22 protein-coding genes are annotated in these 25,640 nt (G+C 71.8%); 3 read left to right on the top strand and 19 right to left on the bottom strand.

What is annotated here, in order from left to right:
• The 3 genes from VF092_21340 to VF092_21330 form a co-directional block, all read right to left on the bottom strand.
• The coding region (locus VF092_21340) for a 3-oxoacyl-ACP synthase (protein ID HEX6749851.1) at window positions 1–395 on the bottom strand (395 nt) is incomplete at its 3' end.
• Window positions 392–856 carry a thioredoxin TrxC gene (gene trxC, locus VF092_21335; protein HEX6749850.1) on the bottom strand — a complete coding sequence of 155 codons (465 nt, stop codon included), beginning with the start codon at window positions 854–856 and terminating at the stop codon, window positions 392–394. The genes trxC and VF092_21340, both read right to left, overlap by 4 nt.
• A gap of 403 nt (window positions 857–1,259) precedes the next feature.
• The gene (locus tag VF092_21330) at window positions 1,260–2,288 is read right to left on the bottom strand and encodes a rhodanese-like domain-containing protein (protein ID HEX6749849.1); all 1,029 of its coding nucleotides are present in this window, start codon (window positions 2,286–2,288) and stop codon (window positions 1,260–1,262) included.
• A gap of 554 nt (window positions 2,289–2,842) precedes the next feature.
• Here VF092_21330 and VF092_21325 point away from each other — a divergent pair.
• Window positions 2,843–4,372 carry a hypothetical protein gene (locus tag VF092_21325; GenBank protein HEX6749848.1) on the top strand — a complete coding sequence of 510 codons (1,530 nt, stop codon included), beginning with the start codon at window positions 2,843–2,845 and terminating at the stop codon, window positions 4,370–4,372.
• Window positions 4,373–4,726: 354 nt separating this feature from the next.
• Here VF092_21325 and VF092_21320 read toward each other — a convergent pair whose 3' ends face one another.
• Window positions 4,727–5,881: a glycosyltransferase family 2 protein gene (locus VF092_21320; GenBank protein HEX6749847.1), complete on the bottom strand. Its 1,155-nt coding sequence runs from the start codon at window positions 5,879–5,881 to the stop codon at window positions 4,727–4,729.
• 377 nt (window positions 5,882–6,258) lie between these two features.
• On the opposite strand from VF092_21320, the gene VF092_21315 reads away from it, so the two are divergent.
• Window positions 6,259–7,116 (top strand): MerR family transcriptional regulator, encoded by an 858-nt coding sequence (locus VF092_21315; protein ID HEX6749846.1) that lies wholly within the window; start codon window positions 6,259–6,261, stop codon window positions 7,114–7,116.
• 326 nt (window positions 7,117–7,442) lie between these two features.
• Here the strand turns inward: VF092_21315 and VF092_21310 are convergent, their stop codons facing one another.
• The 5 genes from VF092_21310 to sdaAB form a co-directional block, all read right to left on the bottom strand.
• Window positions 7,443–8,432 (bottom strand): ion channel, encoded by a 990-nt coding sequence (locus VF092_21310; GenBank protein ID HEX6749845.1) that lies wholly within the window; start codon window positions 8,430–8,432, stop codon window positions 7,443–7,445.
• 26 nt (window positions 8,433–8,458) lie between these two features.
• On the bottom strand, window positions 8,459–9,586 hold the full coding sequence (locus VF092_21305; protein HEX6749844.1) for a metallophosphoesterase: 1,128 nt from the start codon (window positions 9,584–9,586) through the stop codon (window positions 8,459–8,461).
• Window positions 9,587–10,019: 433 nt separating this feature from the next.
• Complete coding sequence (locus tag VF092_21300) at window positions 10,020–13,037, bottom strand: hypothetical protein (protein HEX6749843.1); 3,018 nt, start codon at window positions 13,035–13,037, stop codon at window positions 10,020–10,022.
• Between the two features lie 371 nt (window positions 13,038–13,408).
• On the bottom strand, window positions 13,409–14,293 hold the full coding sequence (gene sdaAA / locus VF092_21295; protein HEX6749842.1) for an L-serine ammonia-lyase, iron-sulfur-dependent, subunit alpha: 885 nt from the start codon (window positions 14,291–14,293) through the stop codon (window positions 13,409–13,411).
• Window position 14,294: 1 nt separating this feature from the next.
• Window positions 14,295–14,960, bottom strand: coding sequence for an L-serine ammonia-lyase, iron-sulfur-dependent subunit beta (sdaAB, locus tag VF092_21290; protein HEX6749841.1), 666 nt, complete (start codon window positions 14,958–14,960; stop codon window positions 14,295–14,297).
• A gap of 216 nt (window positions 14,961–15,176) precedes the next feature.
• Between sdaAB and VF092_21285 the strand changes: the two genes are divergently transcribed.
• Window positions 15,177–16,019 carry a hypothetical protein gene (locus tag VF092_21285; GenBank protein HEX6749840.1) on the top strand — a complete coding sequence of 281 codons (843 nt, stop codon included), beginning with the start codon at window positions 15,177–15,179 and terminating at the stop codon, window positions 16,017–16,019.
• 113 nt (window positions 16,020–16,132) lie between these two features.
• On the opposite strand, the gene VF092_21280 is transcribed toward VF092_21285, so the two are convergent.
• The 10 genes from VF092_21280 to VF092_21235 all read right to left on the bottom strand — a co-directional run bounded on the left by VF092_21280 (window position 16,133) and on the right by VF092_21235 (window position 25,430).
• Window positions 16,133–17,176, bottom strand: coding sequence for a hypothetical protein (locus tag VF092_21280; protein HEX6749839.1), 1,044 nt, complete (start codon window positions 17,174–17,176; stop codon window positions 16,133–16,135).
• Between the two features lie 462 nt (window positions 17,177–17,638).
• Window positions 17,639–17,953 carry a CcmD family protein gene (locus VF092_21275; protein HEX6749838.1) on the bottom strand — a complete coding sequence of 105 codons (315 nt, stop codon included), beginning with the start codon at window positions 17,951–17,953 and terminating at the stop codon, window positions 17,639–17,641.
• A gap of 26 nt (window positions 17,954–17,979) precedes the next feature.
• The gene (locus tag VF092_21270) at window positions 17,980–18,741 is read right to left on the bottom strand and encodes a cytochrome c biogenesis protein (GenBank protein ID HEX6749837.1); all 762 of its coding nucleotides are present in this window, start codon (window positions 18,739–18,741) and stop codon (window positions 17,980–17,982) included.
• A complete protein-coding gene (locus tag VF092_21265) occupies window positions 18,742–19,512 on the bottom strand; it encodes a heme exporter protein CcmB (GenBank protein HEX6749836.1) in 771 nt (256 codons plus the stop codon). It lies immediately after the preceding gene.
• Between the two features lie 4 nt (window positions 19,513–19,516).
• Window positions 19,517–20,230: a heme ABC exporter ATP-binding protein CcmA gene (gene ccmA / locus VF092_21260; GenBank protein ID HEX6749835.1), complete on the bottom strand. Its 714-nt coding sequence runs from the start codon at window positions 20,228–20,230 to the stop codon at window positions 19,517–19,519.
• Window positions 20,227–20,622 carry a zinc ribbon domain-containing protein gene (locus tag VF092_21255; GenBank protein HEX6749834.1) on the bottom strand — a complete coding sequence of 132 codons (396 nt, stop codon included), beginning with the start codon at window positions 20,620–20,622 and terminating at the stop codon, window positions 20,227–20,229. The genes ccmA and VF092_21255 overlap by 4 nt, the downstream gene beginning before the upstream one ends.
• A complete protein-coding gene (locus VF092_21250; GenBank protein ID HEX6749833.1) occupies window positions 20,619–21,101 on the bottom strand; it encodes a cytochrome c-type biogenesis protein CcmH in 483 nt (160 codons plus the stop codon). Before VF092_21250 ends, VF092_21255 begins: the two co-directional genes overlap by 4 nt.
• Before the next feature lie 2 nt (window positions 21,102–21,103).
• The gene (locus VF092_21245) at window positions 21,104–23,149 is read right to left on the bottom strand and encodes a heme lyase CcmF/NrfE family subunit (protein HEX6749832.1); all 2,046 of its coding nucleotides are present in this window, start codon (window positions 23,147–23,149) and stop codon (window positions 21,104–21,106) included.
• Window positions 23,146–23,580: a cytochrome c maturation protein CcmE gene (locus VF092_21240; GenBank protein ID HEX6749831.1), complete on the bottom strand. Its 435-nt coding sequence runs from the start codon at window positions 23,578–23,580 to the stop codon at window positions 23,146–23,148. Before VF092_21240 ends, VF092_21245 begins: the two co-directional genes overlap by 4 nt.
• A gap of 632 nt (window positions 23,581–24,212) precedes the next feature.
• Window positions 24,213–25,430, bottom strand: a complete 1,218-nt coding sequence (locus VF092_21235) for a hypothetical protein (protein HEX6749830.1) — start codon at window positions 25,428–25,430, stop codon at window positions 24,213–24,215.
• Between the last annotated feature and the right edge of the window lie 210 nt (window positions 25,431–25,640).

The following is a 25,640-nucleotide window of genomic DNA, read 5'->3' as shown; positions in this document are numbered from 1 at the left end:
AGGCCGGCACGGAGGAGAGACTCGGCGGTGATCAGGGCGTAGATCCATCCCGCGAAGCCGGCCTCCACGTCGAACGCGGCGGCGGCGTGCGCGCCGATGGCCGCCTGCACCTCGCAGGCGGTGGGCGGGGTCAGGTGGTCGGGGGTGCTGGTGGCCACGACGATCAGGCCGACCGCGTCCGGCGGGAGGGATGCGGACGCCAGTGCCTCGCGGGCCGCGGCCAAGGCCATCGCCGCGGTGCCGACGTCGTCTTCCGCCACGCGGCGCTCGCGGATGCCGGTGCGGCGGACGATCCACGCCTCGTCCACGCCGGCCAGCGCGGCGGCCTGGGGGTTGGCGAGCACCCGCGGCGGCAGCCAGCGCCCGGTGCCCGCGATGCGGACGGCGCCGGTCAAACCGGCTGCCGCATCGCCTGCTCCAGCAGCCCCTCGTACGCCATCTTGGGCAGGGCGCCGATCTGCTTGGCCGCGACCTTCCCGTTGCGGAACACCATCACCGTGGGGATCGACGCGATCTCGAAGCGCCGCGCCACCTGCTGGTTGCGGTCGGTGTCGAGCTTGGCGACCAGGATGCTGCCCATCCGCGACATCGCCAGCTCGTCCATGATCGGCGCCACCAGCCGGCATGGCCCGCACCAGTCGGCGTAGAAGTCGACCAGCACCGGCACCTGCGCGTCGGCGATCACGCGGTCGAAGGTGGCGTCGCTGAGCGCCAGCGGCCGGTCCAGCAGGATGGGGCGCCCGCACTCGCCGCACTTCGGCCGGTCGGCCGCGCGCGCCAGGTCCACGCGGTTCAGGCGGCCGCAGAACGCGCAGCTCACCGTCACCTTGCGCTGCTGCTTGGTCGTGGTCTCCATCTCGCACTCCTCGTCCGTCTTTCTGTGTATCTCTGAAGTCTTTGTTACTGCAAGGTTTGGACGTGTTGGGCGCTTAGACGCCCAAACGGGCTGCGCGCGCCGTAGGCCACGATACAACTGTGGCCAACGGCGCCGGGCCCCCGCCGCGCAAAGCATTCTACCGCGGAATCGGCGTCCGTGCACGCGCGGCGGTGTCCCGGCCCTCCGGGCGCGCATCCCTCACGCAAAGTCCCACCCCGCGCTGAGTTCTCCCCTCCCCTGCGCAGCGGGGGAGGGGCTGGGGGAGGGGGCCACCCGCGGCGGGAAAAATATCGCCCAACCCGCGCCAAACCCTCTCCCCACACTGAGTTCCCCCCCCTTCTCCCGCAGTTTGGGAGAAGGGGGTCGGGGGGATGAGGGGCCTCTACCGCTCCACCGGGTAGTCCGTCCCGCGGCGGCTCCAGTCGATGAAGCCGCCGTCGTACATCTTCGTGTCGTAGCCCAGGAACCGCGACACGAAGTAGTCCCAGCTGGCCTGCACGCCGGTGCGGCAGTAGGTCACCACGGTGGTGGCGGTCACCTTCTGCTGCACGCGGCGCGGCTCGCGCTGCTCCCGCTGCTCGCCGCGGCGCGGGCGCGTGGTGTCGCCGGCGGTGTAGCGCGGGCGCTCGGTGACGAACTCGCCCGGCTCGCCCGGCGCGCGGGCGCCGGCCAGGCGGTAGAACGCGCGCAGCACGTCGGACCCGCGCAGCGTGGGGTTGGCGTCGCTCACCACGGTGTTGCGCCAGAACACGTTCTTCGCGCCGGGGATGTGTCCCGGCCGCGTGACGCCCTCGCCCGGCGTGGCGCCCGAGAACTCCTCGGGCGGCCGCGCGTCGATCAGCACCACCGTGCTGTCGGTCAGGTGCTGCCGCACCCACTCCGCGTCGACCACCAGCTCGGGGCGCGGCCGCGGCGTGAAGGTGCCGCGGCGGGCGGCCGGCTCCGCCGTCTCCACCGTCTTCCCGGCCTCGCGCCACGCCGCCAGCCCGCCGTTCAGCAGCGCGGGGGGATGGCCCAGGTAGTCCAGCGTGAAGAACGCGCGCGCCGCCAGAAGCGGATCGCCGTAGACCACCACGCGGCTGTCGTCGGAGACGCCCACGGCCTCGAACGCGGCATCCAGCGCCTCGACGGAGGGGAGCTCGTTGGGCACCCCGTCGCGCTCGGTGACGATGGCCGAGAGCGGAAGCCAGCGCGCGCCGGGGATGTGCCCCGCGTCGTAGTCGGCGCGGTTGCGGCCCACGTGCAGGATCACGGTGCTGGCCTCGCCGAGCCGGCGCTGCAGCCCGTTCACGCTCTCCAGGAACTCGGCGTGCACGGGCAGCGGCGCCGTCTCGCGCAACTCCCGCGGGATCGGGCACGCCGTCAGCAGGAGCAGCGCGGCGGCGCCCATCAGCTTCCTCGTCCTCGTCATCCCCCCTCCGTCAGGTTCCGTTGTTGTCACGCAGAATCGACCTCGTCCGGTCTCACATCCCCACAATCGCCGTGCATCGGCGGACTTCGAGGGACCTGTCCTTCAACACGCGCCTCGCATCCCACCCCTATGGGAGCCGACGTTCTGGTATCCCCCATTCCGAAGGCGCTTCGCCGCCTCTCGTCCTGGTATGCCATTCCGACGGCGCTGCGCTAGCCTCTCGTCTGGTATGTCATTCCCGAAAGCGCTGCGCCAGCCTCTCGTGTATGTCATTCCGAAGGCGCCGCGCCAGCCCCTCGTCGTGCACAATCTCGTGCGCCTGAGGAATCTGTGGCCTGCCTCCGCGCGAGAGGCGGCGGTCTGCGCGGCGCGGCCTATGGATTCCTCGGGCGACCGGCATTCGCGAGGAATCAGCATCGGGGCGATCGGCCTCGGAATGACATACTTTTCCTGCGACGCCTCACGTCAGCGATCAGGCGCCATCTCCCTCTTGCTTCGGTTTTGCTTCGGGCGCTAAACTATAGCGTCCACGCCGCGCCCTTGCCGAGCCGCCCGTGACCGCCACCCCGCCCTTTCCCGAAGCCGCGCTGCGCGCCGTCCTGGCGGGCACGGTCGCGGCGTGGGCGCGTTCCGGCGACGCCCCATCCGCAGGAGACGAGCCGCGACGGTGCTACGTCGACACGTTCGCGGGCGCCGAGTGGGCGTTCGGCACCGGCGTGGCGCGCGGCGCGGGCGACGAGATGCGCGCCACCGCGGCCCTCCGCGCGCTGGACGAGCGCGTCACCACGGTTTTGATCGAGGAAGATCCCGCGCATCTCCAGCGCCTGTACGCGGAGCTGGAGGACGCCGTCGGCGGCGAGCGGCTGCGCGCCACGCGCGACCTGGGCTCGCTCGCGGCCGGCGAGGTGTCGCTCCTCGAGTCAGCCTTCGCCGCCGCGGCGGGCGAGGTGGCGCGCTTCGCGACGGGCGGGCGGGCGTTCGTCTTCCTGGCCCCGCCGGCGGCCCGCGCGCTGCCGTGGGACGCGCTGCGCCCGCTCGCCGCGGCGGCAGACGCGACGCTGCTGGTGCGGCTGCCGTTCTCCGACTTCGAGAAGCAGTCGCGGCACGACAGCCCCGTCGCCGACCTCCCCGGCTTCGTGAAGCGCATCGTCGAGGGGTGCTCGGCGATGCTGGGCGATCCGAAGCATGCCTGGCTCCCCGCCTGGCGCGCGGCCGCGGCGGCGGATGGCGTCGCGGCGGCGATGGCGGGCGTGCTGAAACGATTCGGGGCGCTCCTTGCTGACACCGCGCCCGGCCGCATCGTGAAGCCGATGGTGCTGGAGACGGCGGACGGCGCGGCGGCCTGGCTCTTCCTCGTCACCGCCGACGCCGCCGTCGCGATGGCCGCGAACGCCGCCGTCCGCGCCGCCGGCCTGAAGGACCGCGCCGCGGCGGCCGATCCGGCGCCTGCCATCGCCGAGACGTCATCACTGCCCGTCGAGACCGCTCCGCCATCAATCGCCGCGCCACAACCCATCGAAACCGCCGCAGTTCCAGCCGAGGAAGAGCCTGCGCCGAAGAAGGCGAAGAAGCGCTCCGGCCGCGCCGCGGCCCCCTCCCCCGACTCGCTGCGCTCGTCACCCCCTCCCCCAAAACCGACTGGGGGAGGGGGAACTGCGGGCGGATCCGAGCAGAAGCCGCCAGCCGAGACGATCGCCGCACCGACGCCCGTCAAGCGTGCGCCGAAGCCCGTCGTCGCCGAGCCGCTGGATCTGTTCGGAGACGACCCGCCGTCGCTCGAGCCCGAGTTGCCGACGCTGCCCGATCCCGCCGACGTCGCGGAGCAGATCGCCGCGGCATTCGCGGGACGGACGGTGACGTGGCAGGAGGTGCTGCGCGCCTTCGCCGCGGTTGACCTCACGCCGGAGGTGATCAGGAAGGCGCTGGCGGTCCTCCGTCGCGGCGGCCGCGCCGTCTACAAATCCCTGAAACGCGACGACGATGCGATCGAGTTCCCCGCCGAGCCCATCCCCCAGCCCGCGAGACCCAAGCCGCGCCGTACCAAGGCGCCGGACGATGCGGGGTTGTTCGGGGAGGGAGAGTAGCGGAACTCAATCACTGCACTGAACGGATGTCATTCCGAACGGAGCCGCTGCACCATTCTTTCCACCGCACGTGCGGTTGGCGGCTCCGTGAGGAATCTGTACTCCGCATACGAGCGATAGGCGGCCTGTCGCTCGTACGCAGAGTACAGATTCCCTCGGGCTGCAACCGACGGAGCGGACGCAGGATTGGCCTGTCCGACCTCGGAATGACAGTATCCCGGCGTGATCGCTAAAACGGTGTAAGTTGTTGTTGCAGTTCACCTCTCCTGCTGTCGGGAGAGGTCGAAAAAACGAGCCGTGACAGCAGTACCGTCACGGCTCGTTTTTTCGGGTGAGGGCCACCCCGGTGAGGGCTCACGCCTCCACGTCCGCGCGGCCCAGGTCGTATCTCCGCCCGCGCCACCACAGCGTGCCCGCGCGGCTGCGGCGCAGCGAGTTGAGCAGGATCGCGATCATCCACATCAGCCCGACCGGGTGCAGCACGATGCCGTTGGAGCTCTGCCGCAGCCGGATGGCCGTGGCCACGCGGATGAGGTGGTTGGCGGCGATCCCGAGCAGCGACGGCACCAGCAGGTCGTGGTAGCCGCGGATGGCCTGCACCAGCCCCACGTACGGCGCGAACAGCACGCCGCCGTACAGCAGCAGCGACAGCGCCACCCCCAGCACGCCGGGACCGCGGTGGAACGCCATCCGCGACAGCCCGCGCCACAGCTGGGCGCGGCTGTGGAACATCCGCCCGTGCGCCATCCCGCTCCCGTCGGCGTAGACGGCGCGCCCGCCGGCCGCCTTCACGCGGCTGCAGAGCTTCACGTCGGCGGCCACCTCCGCGCCCACCGCCTCCCATCCCCCCGCCACCTCCAGCGCCGTCTTGCGCACGGCGATCAGCTGCCCGTTCCCCACGCGCACCCAGGGCCAGCGGAGGAGCCAGACGAGCGGCAGGGGAAGCCAGGAGAGGTAGGAGAGGTCGAGCAGCGGGATCACCATCTGCTCGGTGAGCGTGCCCGTGGCCTGCTCGGGGAGCGCGCTCACGAAGTCCGCCCGCCGCCGCGTGATGATCGACCCCAGCCGCGCGAGGCAGGTCGGCGTGGCCACGGTGTCGGCGTCGAGGTAGACGAGGAAGTCGCCGGTGGCCTCCTCGGCCAGGCGGTGGCAGGCCCACGGCTTCCCCAGCCACCCGGCGGGGAGGTCGCCGCCGCGGATCACGCGCACGGAGGGCTCGGCCTCGGTCAGCCGCTCCAGCACGTCGGCGGTGCCGTCGGTCGACCCGTCGTCGTACACCACCACCTCGTCGGGGCGCTGGTCGCCGGCCAGCACCGCCGCCACGCAGGGCACGATGCGCCGCCCCTCGTTGCGCGCGGGGATGCAGACGGAAACACGCCCCGGGATCCTCCCGTCGGTCCGCCCGCGCGGCCAGACGGCCAGGTTGAACAGCACCATCCCCAGCGCCGCCAGCGACGGCGCCGTCAGCAGCCAGAACCAGGCGAGCTCCTCCGGGGTGAACGTGATCATCCGCGCGGCCGACGGGTGCGTTGCAACGGGCAGGGTGTCCGGACGGGGAAGAAGGATGCCGCGCACGCCCGCGCTTGGAAAGTGTGCCCGGAATCACGGCGCCATGGAGACGATCCTCCCGCGACGGCGATTCCGGGCCCGGGAGCGGACGCGCGGCATTGACAAGCTGCATGCGCCCCCATACATCATCGTGCCCCGCCACGGAATCGGACAGAATCGACCCGTGACCGGAGTGTGCACGCCACGCCCTCACGCGAAGCTTGCGTGAACGTTATAATCCCGCGAAGTTCTTGGTTTTCAAGGAATATTCGCGCGGGCGGAGACGCTGGCGCGCTGGCCGTGCGGGTGCCCCAGTTCCCCACGCAGGACCGTTCAGGATGAGCTACAGGATCAAGCGGGTTGCCCACCTCACGGGGATCAACCCGGCCACGCTGCGCGCGTGGGAGCGGCGCTACAACCTCATCGCGCCCGGGCGGACGGAGTCCGGATACCGGGTGTACAGCGACGAGGACGTGGCCATGCTCTCGCGCATCAAGCAGCTGACGGACGAGGGGCTGACCATCGGCGAGGCCATCGCGCGGGTGCGGCGGGCGTTCGCGCCCCTTCCGGCCACCGCGCAGGCGCCGGAGCTCGGCGAGGTGCGCCGCCAGGTGCGCGACGCGCTGCTGCACCTGGACCGGCAGGGCGCGCTGACCGCGTACGAGCGGCTGGGCCACCTGGCCCCCGAGCGCCGCGCCGAGGACGTGCTGCTGCCGGTGATGCGCGAGATCGGCGACCTGTGGGAGGAGGCGCGCGCGGTGGTGGCGCAGGAGCACTTCGCCAGCGCGTTCGTGCGCGAGAAGCTGGCGGAGATGATGGGCGAGCTGGACACCGGCGTGGCGCCCGGCCCCGAGGGCGTGTGTGCCGGCGCGCCGGGCGACCTGCACGAGCTGGGGCTGATGGCGTGCGCGGTGAAGCTGGCGTCGGCGGGGTGGAAGGTGCTGTACCTGGGCGCCGACGTGCCGCTGGAGGACATCCGCCGCGTGGTGGCCGACCGGCGCCCGGCGCTGCTCTGCACCTCGGTCGTCGTCCGCCGCGACGCGGGCGACTTCCACGCGCTGGCCGAGCGGCTGCGCGGGATGACGCCGCGCGAGACGGCGGTGGTGATCGGCGGCGCCGGCGTGCCCGACGACGCGGCGCCCGTGGCCGGCGTCCGCTTCGCCCACTGCATCGGCGAGATCTTCTCGGCGAACTGAGCCCCTCATCCCCATCGCCGAACAGCGGGGTCGCGCTGCGCGCGAGGGCCCTCATCCCCCCCGGCCCCCCTTCTCCCGATAACGGGAGAAGGGGGGAGACCTCAGCTCGAGGAGGGGGTTCGGCGTGGATGGGGTAGCATCCTGCGCTCCCCCGCTTCGCAGGGGCGGGGAGAACTGCAACTGCGATCGCGATTTTTGCTGTTGCCGTTCACCTCTCCTGCTGTCGGGAGAGGTCGAAAAACGGAGAGAGGCGTGACGGCAGTTTTGTCACGCATCTCTCCGTTTTTCGGGTGAGGGCCATCCGGGTGAGGGTCCCGTCAGGGCCCCTACGCCACCACCGGCTCGGTCGGCTCGGAGGCGCTCGCGGGGAGCGCGGGCATGCCTGGGTGCCGGGGAAGGTCCACGGGGCGCCAGTCGTGCAGCTTGCTGATGTCGATCCCCAGCGGGCGGCCCTCGCGGCGCACGAACACGTCGTCGAACCTGGCGCCCCACACGATCTCGCCCGGCTTGTACGAGGTGCGCGCGTGCACCTGCTGCGCGAACGTCTCGTCGATCCCCTCCAGCACCACGAAAAACTCGGCGTCCTGCTCGCGCAGGTCGGCCTCGGTCAATCCCCACAGCGGGCTGGTCTCGTCGATCGGGTGCACGATGGTCCAGCTGAGGGGGAAGAGCACCACCTTCTCGCGCTCCAGCGGCAGCTCGTGGAAGCGCCGCGCCCCGTCGCGCCCCAGGCTGACGGAGACCTTGGCGTTGACCTCGATCAGCTGGTTGCTGCGGCCGTTGACGATGCGGAGCATGAACGCGCTGTAGCCGCGGTACGGGGCCACCAGCGCGTGCCGGCTGAAGATGATCCACGCCACCGGCCGCGAGAAGCGCGCGAACACCAGCCCCGACACCAGCGCGAACATCAGCAGCCCAGTGAGCGCCTCGGCGGTGACGACGACGTTCGCGGCCAGCCCGTTCGGCGCGATGTTGCCGTAGCCCACCGTGGCCAGCGTCTCGACGCTGAAGAAGAACGCGGTGAGGTAGCGCCCGCCCTCGCCGAGGCCGTCGGTGCCGCGAAGCGCGCCGGGCCCGCAGAGGAAGTAGAGGAGCGCGAACAGCGCGTTGGCGGCCAGGTACGCGCCGCACACCCCCAGCAGGAAGCGCGTCCAGGTGACGGTGAGCAGGAAGTGGTAGACGCTGAGGGACCGCAGCGGGTGCAGCCCGTGGCGCTCCACGTTGAAGCTGCCGTCGCGGTTCAGCAGGCGCCCGCTCTGCGCGGCCACCACGCTGCCGAAGCCCAGGTCCTTGTACTCCTCGCGGCTCAGCGCCATCGCTCGTCTCCCTGCTCGTCGTCGGCTCACGCGCCGAGGGCGGCGAACACCTCGCGCACCGGCGTGGCGGCTAGCGTCTCCGGTCCGGGCGAGCCGTCGTCCCGCGGCCAGCGCACCAGGCGGATCTCGCCGCCCGCGATCTCCAGCCCCGTCACGTCGCCGTCGGTGAAGCAGCAGCAGCCGGTGTTGAAGTAGCACGGCAGGTCCATGCCCACCGGCGGTGCGGCGCCCTTCTGCCCGCGGCCGCCGGCTCGCGCCCACTCCACCCACGCCTCCAGCGACGCCAGCTCCTCCTCCAGCGCCGCGCGCTGCACCGGGTCCTGCTCCAGCGACAGCTCGTCCTGCTTCGCCTGCGCCAGCTCGAGCTTCTGCTGCTCCAGCGACTTCGAGCGGAACACGGGCTGGTGCGTGTGGCCCGCGACCAGCACCAGCGGCGGGCGCTGCGCGGCGGCCCAGCGGTACATCGCCACGCTGTGCCGGTGGCGCAGCGCCCAGTCCTTCGCGGGGGTGTTGAACGACAGCTTGGTGATGCGCTGCACCGGGCGCCAGATCCACCGCACCACGAACTTGGCCCAGGGGCCGATGCGGTCGGGGTCGGCGTCGCTCGTGCCCTGGTGGCCATGGATGAGCAGGATGCGGCCGAGGGGATCGCCGCCCTCGCGCACCTCCAGGTACAGCCCCTCCAGCACGTTCAGCCCCTCGCCGAAGATGGGCTTCAGCCGGCGCTGCACGCTGCCGTCGTGCCGCCAGAGGTCGTCGTGGTTTCCCCAGATGCGGCAGTAGCGGCCGGCCTTGTGGAACTTCGCCTCCAGCTCCAGCGTGCGCTGGTAGCGCTCGATCACCGGCCCGGGGCGCTCCTTCCACAGCTCCTCCACGTCGCCCAGCACCACCAGCCGGTAGCCGAGGCGGTGGTAGTACGCCAGCGCCGCGTTGTACGCCCGCTCGTTGCGGCGGAAGTCGTCGACTGTGTCGCCGATCCCCTTGTGCAGGTCGGAGAAGATGATCCACCGGTCCGTGGCCACGTCCACCGCCACCGGTGGCTCCTTCCGCTCCGCGATGCGCTTGACGGTGCGGTCGATGGCCTCGGCAACCTGCTTCTGGTACTTCGGATCGCCCGCCGCGCGCGCGGCTTCCTCCTGCGTGCTCATCGCCATGGTGCCCCCTCATGGTCGGCGGGCCGCGCCACGACGGCGGACGGCACCGCGGTCATCAAATCCCCCAATGCCCCACGATTGGAATTTCGGGATGGACCGGCGGCGGCACAAAGGTTCTGTGCGCGGGGGGATGGGGAGATGGGGATGGAGATGGAGATGGAGATCAGATCGAAGGGACGATGCGGCTGAAGCCGCGGCTACAACCACACGCAGTCCGCCTTCGCGGACTTCACAACGGCGCGGGGGACGCCACGGTGTGATCATCCCACGTTCGGGGGGCGGGATGCGGGCCTCCGGCGCGCGTATATCGGCACGCGCGGAGTCCGCGCAGGCGGACTGTGTGTCGTTGTAGCCGCGAGTTCACTCGCATACTCCACATCCCCACCCCCCCACATCCCACATCCCCACACCCCACATCCCCCGCCCGCAACGCCTAGAACGCCTGCCCGAAGGTGAGGTAGAGCCGCGCCGATTGCCGCGTGCGCACCGAGTCGCCGGCGAACGCGCGGCTGACGGGGATGCCGACGCCGGCGCGCAGGCGGTAGCCGGTGTTGAAGCCGAAGAGGAAGTCGCCGCCCAGCTCGGCGCCCACGGACACCAGCGGGTCGGGCTTCGGGAAGAGGGCGGCGAGCGCGGGGTCGCACTCCTGCTCGCACCAGGCGGTGCCCGCGTCCACGAATGCCGTCCCCCACAGGCGGTTCAGGAAGAGGGGAACGAGCCCCAGCCCGCGCTCCACGCGCACCAGGGGGAAGCGCCACTCCGCCGTCCCCGCCAGGGCGCGGTCTCCGAACTGCGAGCCCGACGCCCAGCCGCGCACGAACAGGTCGCGCGTGTCGCTCAGCCCGAAGCCCGTCCCCAGCGGCGGCGCGATGGCGTCGCCGGTGACGCCGCCCGCGGAGAAGAACGGCGCCAGCGAGCCGAAGTCCGCCCCGCCCACCCCGCGCAGGGCGATCACGTGGCGCGCGTATCCCCATCCCGCGAAGCTGTGGTAGAGCTGCGTCCTCCCCGCGACCCGCACGTAGCCGGGGCGGTTCGTCTCCCCCTCCAGCGGCTTGAGGAGACGGCGTCCCTCCACCATGGCCGCGGCCAGGATGCCGTCCTGCGGGCTCACGGAGAAGTCGTACGCGCGCGCGGTCGACGTCCCCAGCGTGGCGATGCCGCCGAGCGAGAGCGGGATCTTCTCCGGCTCCGCGCCGAGGCTGCGGTCGGCCAGCTCCAGCCGCCGGTCCCGCAGGGTGGCGCCCAGGCTGAGCCACGAGTACGAACGGAAGCGCGGCCGGGTGAAGGTGGCCACGCCCGTGACGGTGCGGTCGCGCGACAGCAGGCGGGTGTCGACGGGAACGCCGCCGGGGCCGGTCACCGTCACCTGCTGGCGCACGGCCCAGTCCTGCGTCACGGAGACGCCGAGCTGCGGGTTGCCGAGGCCGCGGAACAGGTATCCGATCCCCCCCTCGAAGCGTCCGTCGTCCACGAACACCTGCCCGAACGCGCCCCACAGGTGGCGGTCGATCACGTCGCTGCCACCGGTGGCGACGCCCAGCGCGGTGCCGAACGAGGTGCCCGTGAGCACGGTCGGCTCCCAGTACGCCGGCGCCACCGAGCGTGCCGCCCAGTACCGGTGCGACGGCGCGTCCACCGCGCGGGCGGGATCGGGCTGCGTGTCCGCCGGCCGCGCCTCGGCCCTCACCGGCGGCGCGGGACGCCAGGTCGCCGGATCGAATGGGATGCGGGCCACGTGGTATCCGTCCGCGCGGTAGTACTGCAGCGCGATCCACCGCCCATCCGGCGACACGTCGGGCTGGAAAGCGCCGGTGAGCACGTTCGTCACCTGCATCAGCCGCCCACTCTGCGTGTCGTACGCGTACAGGTTGGCGATCCCCGTGCGGTCGGAGGAGAAGAGGACGTACCGCCCGTCCGGCGACCATGCGGCCGCCATGTCCACCGCGCGGTCGTCCGTCACCGTCGCCGTGACGCGGCCCGCATCGTCCAGGATCACCACATCGTAGAAGCCGCCCGTCCGCCAGCGCGAGATGGCGATGCGGCGCCCGTCCGGCGACCAGCGCGGGAACGCCCACTGCACGTCGAGCGACGGCGCGGCCAGCTCGCGCGGCGTGGCATCCGGGCGGTCGAGGACCACCGGCACCGTCGTCCCCGGCGCGCTGCGGATGGCCGCGATGCGCCCGTCGCGCGCGACATCGGGCGCGGAGATGCGCATCCCGTTCGTCAGCCGCTCGCGCCCGCCGTCGGCGCGGATGCGGAAGAGGTCGGCGTAGTAGCGGAAGGGGTCGCGCAGGTCGAGCATCGACGTCAGCAGCGACCGCCCGTCCGCCGCCCACGACGCCGGCGCCAGCGTGGTGCGCGAGGCCAGGACGCGCACGTTGCCGTCGGCATCGACCGACCGCTGCTCCGGCTGCTCGCGCCCGTCGGAGACGGCGTAGGCGATCCATCGCCCATCCGGCGACCAGCGCGGGAAGTACGTGTCGCGCCCGTCCTCCGTCAGCACCTCGGGCTCGGTCAATCCGCCGGCGCGCAGCGAGTCGGCCAGCGCGCGGTATCGCGTCTCCAACTCCGCGCGCCACTCGCCCCACGCGTGGGTGAAGGAGATGCCATAGGCCGCGTGCGCCGCGCGGTCGTTCAGGAAGGGGACGACCTGCCCGCCGTAGCGCCGCACGAACTCGCGCGCGCCGTCCTCGCCGTGGCGGCGCGAGAGCCAGTCCATGAACATCGAGCCGTAGAAGTACGGCGTGTTGCCGCCCGGCCACGACGCGGGGTTCCCCGACGCGCGGTCGATGGGGAAGAAGCGCCCCTCGAGGATGGCCGTGCGCATCGCCATCTCGTGCATCGTCCCGCGGATGCGCCCCGCGCGCGTGAGGCGCGATTCCAGGTAGACCGCGAGCCCCTCCTTGGTCCACGTGGGCGCGTTGGTCTCGGGGAAGGAGATCGGCGCGCGCCCCAGGACCAAGCGGGGGACGCGCGGGAGGCCGCGGGTGAAGTCCTGGTGGAAGATGTGGGTGAGCTCGTGGGTGATGACGAGCTGCATCCAGTCGTCGTAGTACGCGAGCGACGGGTCGTCCACGGGCGGGTGGGCGAAGATGACCACGCGGTTGCGCGGGAACGGCGTGGCGAAGCCGTTGGCGAAGTCGACGTTGTCGGTGACGACGAGATCGATGCGGCGGTGCGGCGGGCGCACGAACACGGACGCGATCTCCGTGAGCGCCTCCTCGGCGCGCTGCCCGGCGCGGCGGGCCAGCGGCTCCACCTCGGGCGTGTAGTGCACGCGGAAATGCGGCGTGGTGATCACCCGCCAGTGCGCGTCCGCCGGGATCTGCGCCCGCGCCGGGGAGGTCGCGACAAGCAGGGCGGTGGCGATCGCAACGCACCACGCCAACCTGCGCAACGTGCGGGAGATGGACCGCGCGAGCCCCTCCAGCGGGCGTGGATGCGTCGTCATGCGGGATGGTGGTCGGGAGATGAAGGGACGTGTGGGATCGTCGCCGCGGGATCGTGCAAGTCACGGGCTATCGAGTGGCCGCCGCCGCGGAGGCCCCCCTCCCCGCGCTTCGCGCTCCCTCCCCCCAAACCCGACTGGGGGGAGGGTGGCACTCAGCGCTCGGTTGGGCTCGTCGCTGATTGCAGGCTTTCACGCGGCCACGGGTGGCCCCCTCCCCCCGGCCCCCTCCCCCGCTTCGCAGGGGCGGGGGAGAACTAATCCCCGAACGAGTTTCTGCGCGTCGCGCGAATGCCGCGGCCGCAGTCCCGCAGGGACTTCGGGCCGTTGTTGCCGCGAATTCATTCGCCTGTCTGGCGACCGGACAAGCAGCTCTACCGGCTGATCCCGCTGGGCCGCGAGGTGGGGCGGATCTGCACCAGGCGGCGCGCGCTGGCGGTGGCGGCCAGGCCGCCCATCGCGGTCTCGCGGTAGGCGGACGGCATGCGGCGCCCCACCTCGCCCATCACGTCGATCACCTCGTCGGCGGTGACGGGGAAGTCGAGGCCGGCGAGCGCCATCTCCGCCCCCGCGATGGCCTGCATCGCCGCCGAGGCGTTGCGGTAGATGCAGGGAATCTCGACCAGGCCGCCGATGGGGTCGCAGATCAGCCCCAGCATCCCCTGCAGCGTAAGCGCGACCGCCGTGGCGATCTGCTCGTGCGTGCCGCCGCTGAGCCAGGCCACCGCCGCCGAACCCATCGCCGCCGCCGTTCCGGTCTCCGCCTGGCAGCCGCCCTCGGCGCCGGCCAGCGACGCGCGCTGGGCGATCACCCCGCCCACGCCCCCCGCCACCAGCATGGCGTCGACCAGCTTCTCCTCGCCCAGGTGCTGGAACTCGTCCATGCTGACGAGGACGGCGGGGAGGACGCCCGCCGCGCCCGCCGTCGGCGCGGCGACGATCAGCCCCATCGCCGCGTTCACCTCGAGCGTGGCGATGGCGCGCGCCAGCGTCTCCGTCACCCGCGCGCCCAGGAGCCGCGGGCCGTTCTCCCACAGCTTCTTCGCGCGGCCGCCGGTGAGGCCGCTGGCGGAGCGCGCCTCGCCCTTCAGCCCCTCGTCGATGGCGCCGCGCATCACCCCCAGCGTGCGGGCCACGCGCGCGCGGATGTCGGCCGCGGGCACGCCGCTCTCGGCCGACTCGGCCAGCAGCACCACCTCGGGCAACGGGCGCCCGCTCTCGTCGGCGTCGCGGATCAGCGACTCGATCGACCGGTGCATCTCAGGCGATCCTGGGGATCACGCGGGCCCAGCGCACCCACGGGAACGAGCGGATGGCGTCGAACGCGGCGTCGGCGATGGGCTCGTCGGCCTCGATGGTCATCAGCGCGTCCTGGTGGCGGCCGGTGCGGTCCACGCGCATGGTGGCCAGGTTCACGCGGTGGCCTGCAAGAACCGTCGCCACGGCGGCGATCGTGCCCGGCTCGTCGTGCGCCTGGATCACCAGCGTGTGATAGCCGCCGCCCAGCGCCACCGGGAAGCCGTCCAGCTCGGTGACCTCGATCCGCCCGCCGCCCAGCGACGCGCCGCGCATGTTCGTCTCCACCCCGTTCAGCCAGGTGGTGATGATGGCGGTGTTGGGGTGCGCGTCCTCGCCCAGCTCCACGTCCTCGAACTCCCACGTCAGCCCGGCGGCCGAGGCCTCGTCGTAGGCGTTGCGCAGGCGCAGGTCGTCGGGGGGAAGGCCGATCAGCCCGCCCACGATGGCGCGGTGCGTCCCGTGTCCCTCGCCGGTGGCGGCGAAGGAGCCGTGCAGGCGGATGTGCGCGCGCTCGGGCATGCCGCCGGCGACGGCACGCGCCATCTGCCCCAGCCGGCACGCGCCCGCGGTGTGCGAGGAGGAGGGACCCACCATCGTCGGCCCAAGGATGTCGAAGAGCGATACCATGTTGCGGAAAATACAGGGGATAGGGGACAGGGGACAGGGGATCGACCGCGGGGAGACGGGGTTCGGCCGAAGCGTCCGATTCCGTCGACGATCCAGCCGGCTGCCGCGGCGAGGGATCATCCCGCGCATCGCCACGGCCCCCTCGGCGGATTATACTGGAGTCGCTTCCCTCTCCCGCGGTTCATCCGACCCACCCCGCCCTTCCCCTCCCGACCCATGCTCTGGATCTACGATCTCCCGCTCTGGGCGCTCTGCGCGCTCATCCTGGCCCTCTGCATCGCGTACGCGGTGAGTGTGGTCCTGCTCGTGCGGCGGCGGACGTGGCAGGTGGGAGAGGAGGACAACGCCACCGCCGCGGCGCTGCACGCGTTTCTGGGCGTGCTCTACGCCGTGGCGCTCGGGCTCCTCGTCATTTCCGCGCAGGAGGACAGCGACGACGTGGAGCACGCGGTGGCCAGCGAGGCCAACGCCATCGGCGACCTGTACCGCGTGACGGAAGGGCTGGAGCCCGCCAGCCGCATGGCGCTGCAGCGCCAGGTCGCGCGCTACGTGCAGTCGGTGATCACCGTCGAGTGGCCCGCGACGCAGCGCGCGGAGAACAGCCCCGCGACGTGGGACGCGATGGACGACCTGTCGCACGGCATCTACACCTTCCGCCCGTCCACGCCGCAGGAGGAGCGCGTCTACCCGCAGCTGGTGAACGAGATCGAGGAGGTCCTGGACGCGCGGCGCGACCGGCTCTTCCTGGGCGAGCGCGGGGTGGGCGCGGTGACGTGGACCATCATCCTCCTGGGCGGAGTGATCACGATCGGGTTCGCGGCCTTCTTCAATATGCGCAACGGCCGCGCGCAGCTCATCCTCACCAGCCTGCTCGCGGTGATGTTCGGGCTGATGATCTTCCTGATGACCGCGATGGACCACCCGCTGTGGGGCCGCGTGAGCGTGGACCCCGGCCCCTTCCGCGAGCTCGTCGTCAACTTCAACCGCCAAGCCGCGGATCCGCACCTCACGCCTCCGCCGCCCGCCGTGCGCGATTCGCCCATCTCGTCGCGACCGTAGGTAAGAAAACAGAAAGTCTCACGCAGAGTCAGCAGGGTCAGCAGAGAGAACTCCAGCTGTTTTCTCTGCTGACCCTGCTAACTCTGCGTGAGACCCCAAGTCTTTATTTCGATCTACGCCAGCGGCAGCCCGGACGCGGCCTTCGTCTGCTCGTCGTGCAAGGCGCGGATCGGGGCGATGTCGGGGTGCTCGACGCCGCCGCCGATCTCCTCGACGAAGCGGCAGGTGGCGCGGCCGGCGGAGGCAGAGTCGTAGCGCGCCACCCACTCCCGCATCTCCTGCTCCTCCGCCGGGCCCTCATACGGGAAGCCGACGGGCGGGTTGCGCACGCCGATCCGCCACGGCTTGGGCGTGAGCCGCGCGCGGAAGCTCTTCTGCACCTGGCACAGCCGGATGTACTGCGGGTCGGCGCCCAGCGCGGCCAGCGTGGACCGCACCTCCGCGTCCGTCGGCGAGAACGTCGCGTGGGTGACGAGGTAGCGCAGCCCCGCGGCCGTCCGGTACACGCGCACCCGCCACTCCGGCTTCGTGGCCACGAAGCGCCGCAGCCGCTCGATGGACGCCGAGGCCGGGTCGGAGGAGGGCGGCGGAGGCGGAGGCTCCGCCGGCGCGGCGGGAGTGGGCGCCGGCGCGCTGCCGGACGGCGCCGATGGGCGGAAGGCGCCGAGGAACGACTTCAGCCCGCTGGGAAGGGGAAGCGAGTCCACCACGTTGAACACCTGCTGCGCGACGGCCTCCACCGCCTGCCCGGGCGTCTGCGGCTGGCCGCCCGGCTGCGATTCCGAGCTGGAGCGCGCGGCCCCGCCGGGCTCCGCTCCCTCGACGTCCACGTCGATGAAGAAGGCGCGCGCGGCGTTCAGCACCAGCGCGCCGTAGGTGTTGCGGGTGATGGCCGCGTCGGGGTCGTCGGGCGTGCCCGCGCCCACGATCTCGCGCACCACCTCCTCGCGCAGCGGGCGGTCGCCGTACGAGTACTTCTCGGGGAAGCCGGCGCCGCTGCGGATGCGCTCGGCCACGCGCGCCACCGCCTGCTCCGCCGCCGCCTGCGCCTCGGCGATGCTGCCGCGCGCGCCGCGCCAGAGCTGGAAGCGCACCGTCCGGCCGTCGGGCGTGACCGCCTCGGATTCCGCGCGGGACCAGTAGCGGGGGATCAGCATCGGAACGACTCCGCGTGGCAGGGAGATGGAAACAGGCGGCGGGCGAAGGATTCAGTATTCTTCGCGCGATGCGGGGACGCAAGCACACGAGGAGGCAGCGTAGCATTCTGACGATGAACTGTGCATTGAGGAACGACCGTCATTCCGAGCGGCGCCGCTGCTCCGAACCTTCCATCGCGCTGATGCCGGGCGGCGCCCGAGGAATCTGTGGCATGCGTCCGAGCGACAGGCGGCCTGTGGCTCGGGAGCCGGCCACAGATTCCTCAGGCGCCACGGCTTCGGCATGGAGGACAGGCCGGCACAGCGCCTTCGGAATGACATTCCTTCCTCCAATGCACAGTTGATCCTGAATTCGGTATGATATGACACCGGCGGATGTCGTTCCGGATCGGACCTCACGACAGCGGGGGCGCGCCGATTGATCGGCACGCCCCCGCGTTCGTCATCTCCACCCCGCGGTGGTCAGCTCGTACCATGCAGGGCGTCGACCTCGCGCTCGAGGTTGCGGAAGCGGCGGCCGAGCGAGATCGCGTAGCCGAAGATCGCCAGCCATGCGATGGCGAAGGCGGCGAACACGTGCCAGTACGCGCGCATCGTGGCCGGCGGCGTCGCGGGTCGCGCGTCGTCGGCCACGGTGCGCTGCAGCGTCTGCTCCGCCGGCGCCACGGTCGGCGGCTGGGCGGAAACCGTGGCGGTGGACGGTTCCTGCGCGACGAGGCGCGGCGCCGGCGCAAGGCCCAGCGCGAGAGCGGCGATGATGAGTCGGGTGGGGCGCATGGGTCGATGTCTCGTCGGGTCCGGGATCAGCGCGGCGCGGCGCGCAGGGCGTGCACCCGCTGCTGCAGGCGCTCCATCCCGTAGCGAAGCATCAGCAGCGAGAAGAACAGGAACGTGAACGCAAACAGCGACACGAACAGCGTCTGCAGGATGGCCGGGTCGGCCTGCGCGCCCTCGGGACGCATCACCACCGGCTTGGGGTGCTGCGAGCGCCACCACTGCACGCTCAGGTGGATCAGCGGGATGTCGATGGCGCCCACCACGCCCAGGATCGCGGCGAAGCGCTTCCCCCGCTCGGGGTTCTCGGCCGCGCCGCGGACCATGAAGTAGCCCACGTAGATGAACCACAGCAGCAGCGTCAGCGTCAGCCGCGGCTCCCACACCCACCACGCGCCCCACGCCAGCCGCGCCCACAGCGGCCCGGTGATCAGCACCAGCGTGGTGAACACCAGCCCCAGCTCCGCCGCGGAGACGGCGATGGCGTCGAGCTTGGGGTCGCGCAGCCAGAGGTAGCCGGCGCCGCAGAGGGCGACGATGCCGAAGGCCATGAACGCCGTCCACGCGCTGGGCACGTGCACGTAGAAGATGCGCTGCACGACCCCCATCTCGGCCTCGGTGGGGACGTAGAAGAACACCATCCACAGCGCCCACAGCAGCAGTCCCGCGGCGATCACGCCCAGGACGAGCGCGGCCCGGCGCGTGCCGGCCAGCGAGCCGAAGTCGATCGCGGGGCCGCCCGCGGCGCGGGTCTCCTGCGCCGGCGATCGGGGTGGGGTCGTCGTCTCCATTCACTCCTCCACCGCGGCGCCGAAGAGCGCCGCGCAGACGAACAGGAACACCAGGTCGAAGGCGCCCAGCATCTTCAGCTGGCTCACCACGTCGCTTACCGGCCGCCCGACGAGCAGGCGCTGCGTGGCCGCGCAGGCGAAGATCACCACCGGGCTCAGCAGCGGCAGCAGGAGGATGGGGAGGAGCGTCTCGCCCAGCCTTGTATTCGCCGCCACCGCGCCGAAGAGCGTGCCCAGCGCCATGAACCCCACCGTCGCCAGCACGATCACCGCCGCCAGCGCGGGGAGCGAGCCCTGGAAGCTCAGGGTGAAGAAGAGCGCGAACACGGGAAAGATCAGCGCCTCGACGGCGAGGACGATCACCATGTTCGCCAGCCACTTCCCCAGGAACAGCGCGCCGCGGTCCACGGGGGCCAGGAGGACGCCGGTGATGGCCTCCGCCTCGCGCTCGAGCGCGAACGACCGCCCCAGCCCCAGCGTTCCCGCGAACAGCACCGTCACCCAGATCATCGCCCCGGCGATGGAGCGGGCGCGGATCGACGGGTCCACCGCGAAGGCGAAGACGACCGCCACGAGCACGGCGAACGTCCCCATCGACAGCAGCCGCTCGCGCGAGCGCGCCTCCAGCAGCAGGTCCTTGCGCGCCACCGCCCAGATCTGCGCGAGGAACGGCGCGCCGACCTCCTCCTCGTCGTCCGCGACGGCGACGCCGGGGACGGGCTCCGCCGGTGCGGCCGCGACGCGCGGCTCGTCGGTCTCGACGGCGCTCATCGCATCACACCGCGGCGGCCACGCGGGCGGTGTAGAGGCGCTCGAACGCGGCGGCGTCCACCGCCGCGCGCGGCTCGTCGCTCACCCATCTCCCCCCCACCTGCACCACCACGCGGTCGGCCTGCTCCAGCCCCTGCGACAGGTTGTGCGTCACCAGCACCACCGTCCTGTGGCCGTCTTTCAGGCGATCGAGCACGTCGCGCAGCATCGCGGCCGCGTGGGGGTCGAGGCCGGTGTACGGCTCGTCGAGCAGCACCACCTCGGGCTCGTGCAGCAGCGTCCGCGCGAGGGCCAGCCGCTGCTGCATCCCGCGCGAGAAGGTGCGCACCCGGTCGTCGCGCCGCGCCCGCAGACCGACGGACTCGAGCGCGGCGTCCACCCCCTCGCGGCGCTGCTCCAGCCCGTACAGCCGGCCGTAGAAGTCCAGGTTCTCGGCCGCGGTCAGCCCGGGATAGAGGAAGGTCTGGTGCGACAGGAGCCCGATCCGCCGCCGCGCCGCGTCGCTCTTGGCCACGTCGCGCCCGGCGACGAGGACGGCGCCGCGGGTGGGCTTCACCGCGCCGCAGAGCATGCGCAGCAGCGTGGTCTTCCCCGCCCCGTTCGGCCCGAACACGGTCAGGAACTCGCCACGGGCCAGGGTGAAGTCCACGCCGCGCACCGCGGGGAGCGGCCCGAACCACTTCTCCACCCCCCGCGCCTCCAGGGCGGGCGCGCTCACAGGCGCTTCCCGCATCCCGCGCAGAAGCGGCTGGCGGGCGGGTTCACGAAGCCGCAGGCGTGGGTGATGCTCTCCCCCGCCTCGCCATCCCCCTCCCCCACCGCCACGCCGGCCTCGGCCTGCGCCGCCTCGGCCGCGCGGATGGCGGCCAGCGCCTCGTAGCCCAGCCGGTCGCGCTGCGCCAGGTAGTCGGCGGTGTCGAGCTTGCCACCCAGGTAGTCGTGTTCGAGATCCTGCAGCGCGGCCAGCGTCGAGCGCCGGCGCGCCTCGGCGTCGAGCAGCGAGCCGGGAGCGACGTCCGACAGGATCGCCGTGCGCCGCGCGACCACGGGGCGGACCACGAGAAGGGCGACGACGGTCGCCAGCAGGGCGGAAAGGAGGAGGAGCGTCATCCCGCCGCCTCGCCACGCTCGAACTGGCGGAGCGCCGCCTCGACCCGCGCGCGCTCGTCGTCGCTCATCGACGGCTGGGCGACGGGGACGATCTCCCTGCGTCCCCGCTTCAACTGCGCCAGGCGGAGCGCGACCACGCCCGCGCCGACCACGAGGATCGACGGCGGGAGGATCCATGCCCAGAGGCCGACGCCCTTCTCCTGCGGGACGATGCGCATCTGCTCGCCGCGGCGGGCGATCACCCCTTCCACGATCTGCTGCACCGACTGGCCGGAGAGCGCCGCCATCATCACGGTGTCGCGGAGCGCGGCGGCCTCGGGGCTGGGGCACATGTCCAGCGTGTGGCTGGGAGTCACCGGCGAGCGCAGCTGCTCCTCGGCCGCGCGCGCCACCTGCTCGGGGCGCGCCTGGGCGGAAACGGGCGCCGCCGCCCAGACCGCGGCGGCGGCTGCCAGAGCCGGAATCAGGAATCGACGCATCCTCACACCCCCACCAGCCCGGGCTCCGTCGCGGGCGCGCGCTTGCGCACGGGCACCGTCGCCCGCACCGGCTCCGCCGCGGGCCAGAGCGCCACCAGCGTGCCCAGCGCCATGATGAAGCCGCCGAGCCAGATCCACGGCACCAGCGGGTTCACCAGCACCTTGAAGGTGGCCACGGGGCGCGGGTTGCGGCCGGCCAGGAGGCCGTCGGCGTCGTCGATCCCCGCCAGGATCAGGTACAGGTCCTCGTTCCACGCGCGGCGGATCCCCACCTCGCTGGTGACCTCCTCGCGCTGCTTGTAGGCGCGCTTCTCGGGCACCATCAGCCCCGCCGCCCTGCCGTCCTTCCGCACGTCGACGCTGGCCACCAGCTTGGTCATGTTCGGCGCCGGGTACCAGCTCATGGCCTGGTAGGTCAGCCGGTACTCGTGCCCGAAGGGCGAGCGGATCGACACCGACTCGCCGGGGCGCAGCGCCACCTGCCTCTCGGCGTTGAAGGCCTTCCCCGCGAAGCCGCAGAAGCAGATCACGAACCCGGCGTGCACCACGTAGCCGCCGTAGCGCCGCCGGTTCCGCTCCACCAGGTGGACGAGCGCGGTGAACGGGTTCTCCCCCTCGATCTTCGCCCGCGCGCGCGTTCCCTTCCAGAACTCCACCACGATCGTCGTCATCGTGAACGACGCCAGGGCGAAGGTCAGCAGCGCGTAGGGATGCGTGACCCCCGTCGCCCACAGGGTCGCGGCGGCGGCGAGGCCGACGGCCAGCGGGAGGGTGAAGTTGCGCTTGAGGTTGCGCGGCGTGGCCTTGCGCCAGGCGATCACCGGGCCCACGCCCATCAGGAAGAGGAGGATCAGCCCCAGCGGGATGTTCACCCGGTTGTAGAAGGGCGGCCCCACGTTGATCTTCTGCCCGAAGATCCCCTCGGAGATGAGCGGGAAGGTGGTCCCCCACATCACCGCGAACATGGCCGAGACGAACACCAGGTTGTTCACCAGGAACGCCGCCTCGCGGCTGAGGAAGCTCTCCAGCCGGTTCTCGGGGGCGAAGGCGTGCCGCCGCCACCACACCAGCGCCGCACTGGCCACGATCAGCGAGCCCAGGAAGCCCAGGAAGATGTAGGCGATGGTGGTGTTCTCGGCGAACGAGTGCACGCTCTCGATCAGCCCGCTGCGGGTCAGGAAGGTGGCGAAGATGGAGAGGAGGAAGGTGCCCATCACCAGCAGCACGTTCCACATCTTCAGCATCCCCCGCTTCTCCTGGATCATCACCGAGTGCAGGAACGCCGTCCCGGTGAGCCAGGGCAGCAGCGACGCGTTCTCCACCGGGTCCCAGAACCAGTATCCCCCCCACCCCAGCTCCACGTACGCCCACATCATCCCGAAGATGATGCCGCAGGTCAGGAAGAACCACGCGAGCAGCGTCCACCGCCGCGTGGTGGTGATCCACCGCGTGTCCAGCCGCCCGGAGAGGAGGGCGGAGACGGCGAAGGCGAAGGGGATGGTGAAGCAGGTGAAGCCCAGGTACAGCGTGGGCGGGTGGATGGTCATCCAGTAGTTCTGCAGCTGCGGGTTGAGCCCGCGCCCGTCCGGCGGAACGAAGTCCATCACCTGGAACGGGTTGCTGGCGAACACCACCACCACCATGAAGAACGCGAGGACGGTGAGCACCGTTCCCGCCACGTACGGCATGAACTCGCGGTTGCGCCGGCGGTTCTGCAGGACGACCAGGGAGGAGAAGAAGGCCAGCAGGAGCGCCCAGAACACCAGCGAGCCGGTCTGCCCCGCCCACAGCCCGGTGATCTTGTAGAAGAGCCCGAGCTCGCGGTTGGAGTAGCCCGCCACGTACTTGTAGCGGAAGTCGCTCTGCAGGAACGCGGCGATGATGGCCACCGACGCCGTCACCAGCAGCCCGAACACCGCGAACACCGAGCGCTCGGCGCCGAGCACCAGGTGGCCGCGGCCGGTGCGGCCGCCGTAGAAGCCGAGGGCCGCGCCCCAGCCGGCCACCAGCAGCGCCAGCCAGAGCGCGACCTCTCCGATCTGCGTCACGACTGCTTGCCCTTGAAGTCGGATTCGGCGGCCTCGTAGCGCGAGCCGCACTTGGTCAGCACGCTGGCCGCCTCGAAGGTACCGCCGGGGCGGTATCTGCCTTCGACGACGACGTCGCGCCCCTCCTGGAAGGTGTCGGGGAGCGGGCCGTTGTAGTGCACCGGGAAGGTCTCGCGGCCGGTGGCGATGTCGACCAGGGTGAAGCGCAGGTCCAGCGTCTTCTGGTCGAAATGCACGGTGCCGGGCACCACCCGGCCGCCCACGCGCACGCCCGACTCCTCGGCGAACGCGGGGTTGGCGGACACGCGCTGCGCCAGCTCGGCGGGCGTCAGGTAGTAGGTCATCGAGTCCTTCATCCCGGTGACCATGAGGTACCCGACCACGCCGGCCAGCAGCACGCCGCCCGCGACGAACTTGCTCTGCTTCTTCACAGGGAGCGCTCCCGCGAGAGGTTGTTTCCGGAAGCGGAAATATACACCCGCAGCCCGTGAACGGAAAAGGATTTCACGTGGCTGGGCGGAAAAGGCGCTCGCGCCCGCCGTGCCGTCCCCGTCGGGCGCGAGCGGCGGCCCGGGTCGTGGCGCGGAGATTCGCGGGAAGGGGTTGGGATTCTGCAGATCATCCCCAGGTGCGCGCCGGTGCGAACCGCGGCTTGCTCAACTGCGTCATCGGGGGGATCGCGGTGCACGCGGATCAGGGTGCGTGGTGCACGGCCTGGCGTCGCGAGGTGATTCGCGCGGGAGATCGTGGCCGGGAAGTCTGGCGCCGCGCAGATGCGGAGGAGGACGGCGACGCTGACGAGTCGGCGGCGAGCCGGCGCTCGTGGGTGTGGGTGCGACGATGAGATCGCGATGTGTCGGAAATTTCCGACACATCAGAACGGACGAGATGGAGGGCTCATATCAGACCCCCGCCTCGTCCGGCACGAAGCAGCGGACACGAGCCTTCGCCCATCCCGCACCGTCCCCCCCGATGACGCGGTTGGCGATCTCGCGGCCGCGCTCCCGGCTTCTTCGCGCGACGACGATCGCGCGAGAGCGCCCGATCGATCCCCGGCTCGGCGTCACTCCGGACCGGCGGGCGCCTCGAACAGCGGGTTCCACACGCCGGGCTTCACCGGCCTGCCGCTGGACATCTCGAGCATCCGCAGCAGCAGCTCGTCGTCGCGCTCGCGGGGAATGCCCTGGAGCCGCATCCGCCCGCGCAGGATGCATCCCGTCCCCGCGAGCAGGGGCAGGAGGTCGACGCGCCACGTCCCCCGGTCGCGCACGAAGCCCATGCGCAGCGACGTGCGCCGGCCGCCCTGCTCCAGCGCCACCGTCGCGACGCCGTTCGAGACCGACGGGGCGCGCGGCTGCGTCGTGGTATCGGACGGCGTGTTCACCGCCTCGGCCGCGAACAGCTCGGCGGGCGTGGCGGCGCGCAGCCGCGCCGGTTCCCAGCGGTGGCGCAGGCTGAGCACCATCAGGCGTTGCATCAGCGGCAGGGCGCGCACCTCGGCGGCCGGCGCGTACAGCGCCAGCTGCTGCACGTCGCCGTAGAAGGCGAGCACGGCCGGCGTCACCAGCGCGGCGGCCGCGTTGCCGTCGTGCGACTGGATGGCGCGGAGGTAGGCGCGGTAGGCCTCCAGCACGCGCGCGGCCTCGGGGTCGGGCGGTGGGGCGGGGCGGCTGGGCTGTGACGCTCCACCCGCGCCGCTGAAGTCGCTGATGTCCACGGCCACCTGGTTGACGCGGGGGTCGGGCGCGGAGCGGCCCAGCAGCGACGCGACCAGCCACTCTTCCGCCTCCCAGGCGGCGCCGCTCCCCGTCGCGCCGCACATCACGTCCTGCGGGTCCGGCTCCATCACGAACGCGGAGCCGGCCAGCACGTCGCGCCCGTCCGCGCGGAACTGGCGGAAGGCCAGGTCCAGGCTGTGCGCGCCGCCCAGCGACACCGTCCGCTGGTGGAAGAGCTGGGCCGAATCGCCCGGGAAGTCCACCTCGAGCTGCCACTCCATCGCGTCGGGATCGCCGCCCAGCACCTGCTTTCCCAGGCGGCGGGAGACCGTGCGGATGATCGCGGGCCGCTGCTCGGGCGCGCGCAGCACGGCCACGAACACCCAGGTACGGGTAGAGGGGCGGCCGTAGATGGCGATGGCGCTGTCGCTCAGCGCCCGCTCGAGCGTGTAGCCCTCGGGCACGCCGAAGCGCACGCCCCCCAGCGCCGCGTTGCGCGCGGGCGTCGGCCTCTGCGCCACCAGCGGCGATGCGGCGAGGAGCACGATCGCGGCGAGGCGCATTGCAAGGGATGGATGCATCGGAAGGGGGATTGGAGGTGTGGGATGAGACAGGATGAGGATCGGTATCCGCCGGGAATCCCACTCCTGCACGCGCCGGACCGTGTCCGCAGATCCGGTGGCGGATGGTTCAATCCGTTGGGGATCATCGGTTTACGGCGATTCCATCGTCGCCGCGGACTTCCACCGGCTGGGACGCCGATGCAGCAGGCG

The sequence above is a fragment of the Longimicrobium sp. genome (genome assembly GCA_036377595.1).
Taxonomy (GTDB): Bacteria; Gemmatimonadota; Gemmatimonadetes; order Longimicrobiales; family Longimicrobiaceae; genus Longimicrobium.
This window is presented reverse-complemented; position numbering and strand designations above follow the sequence as displayed.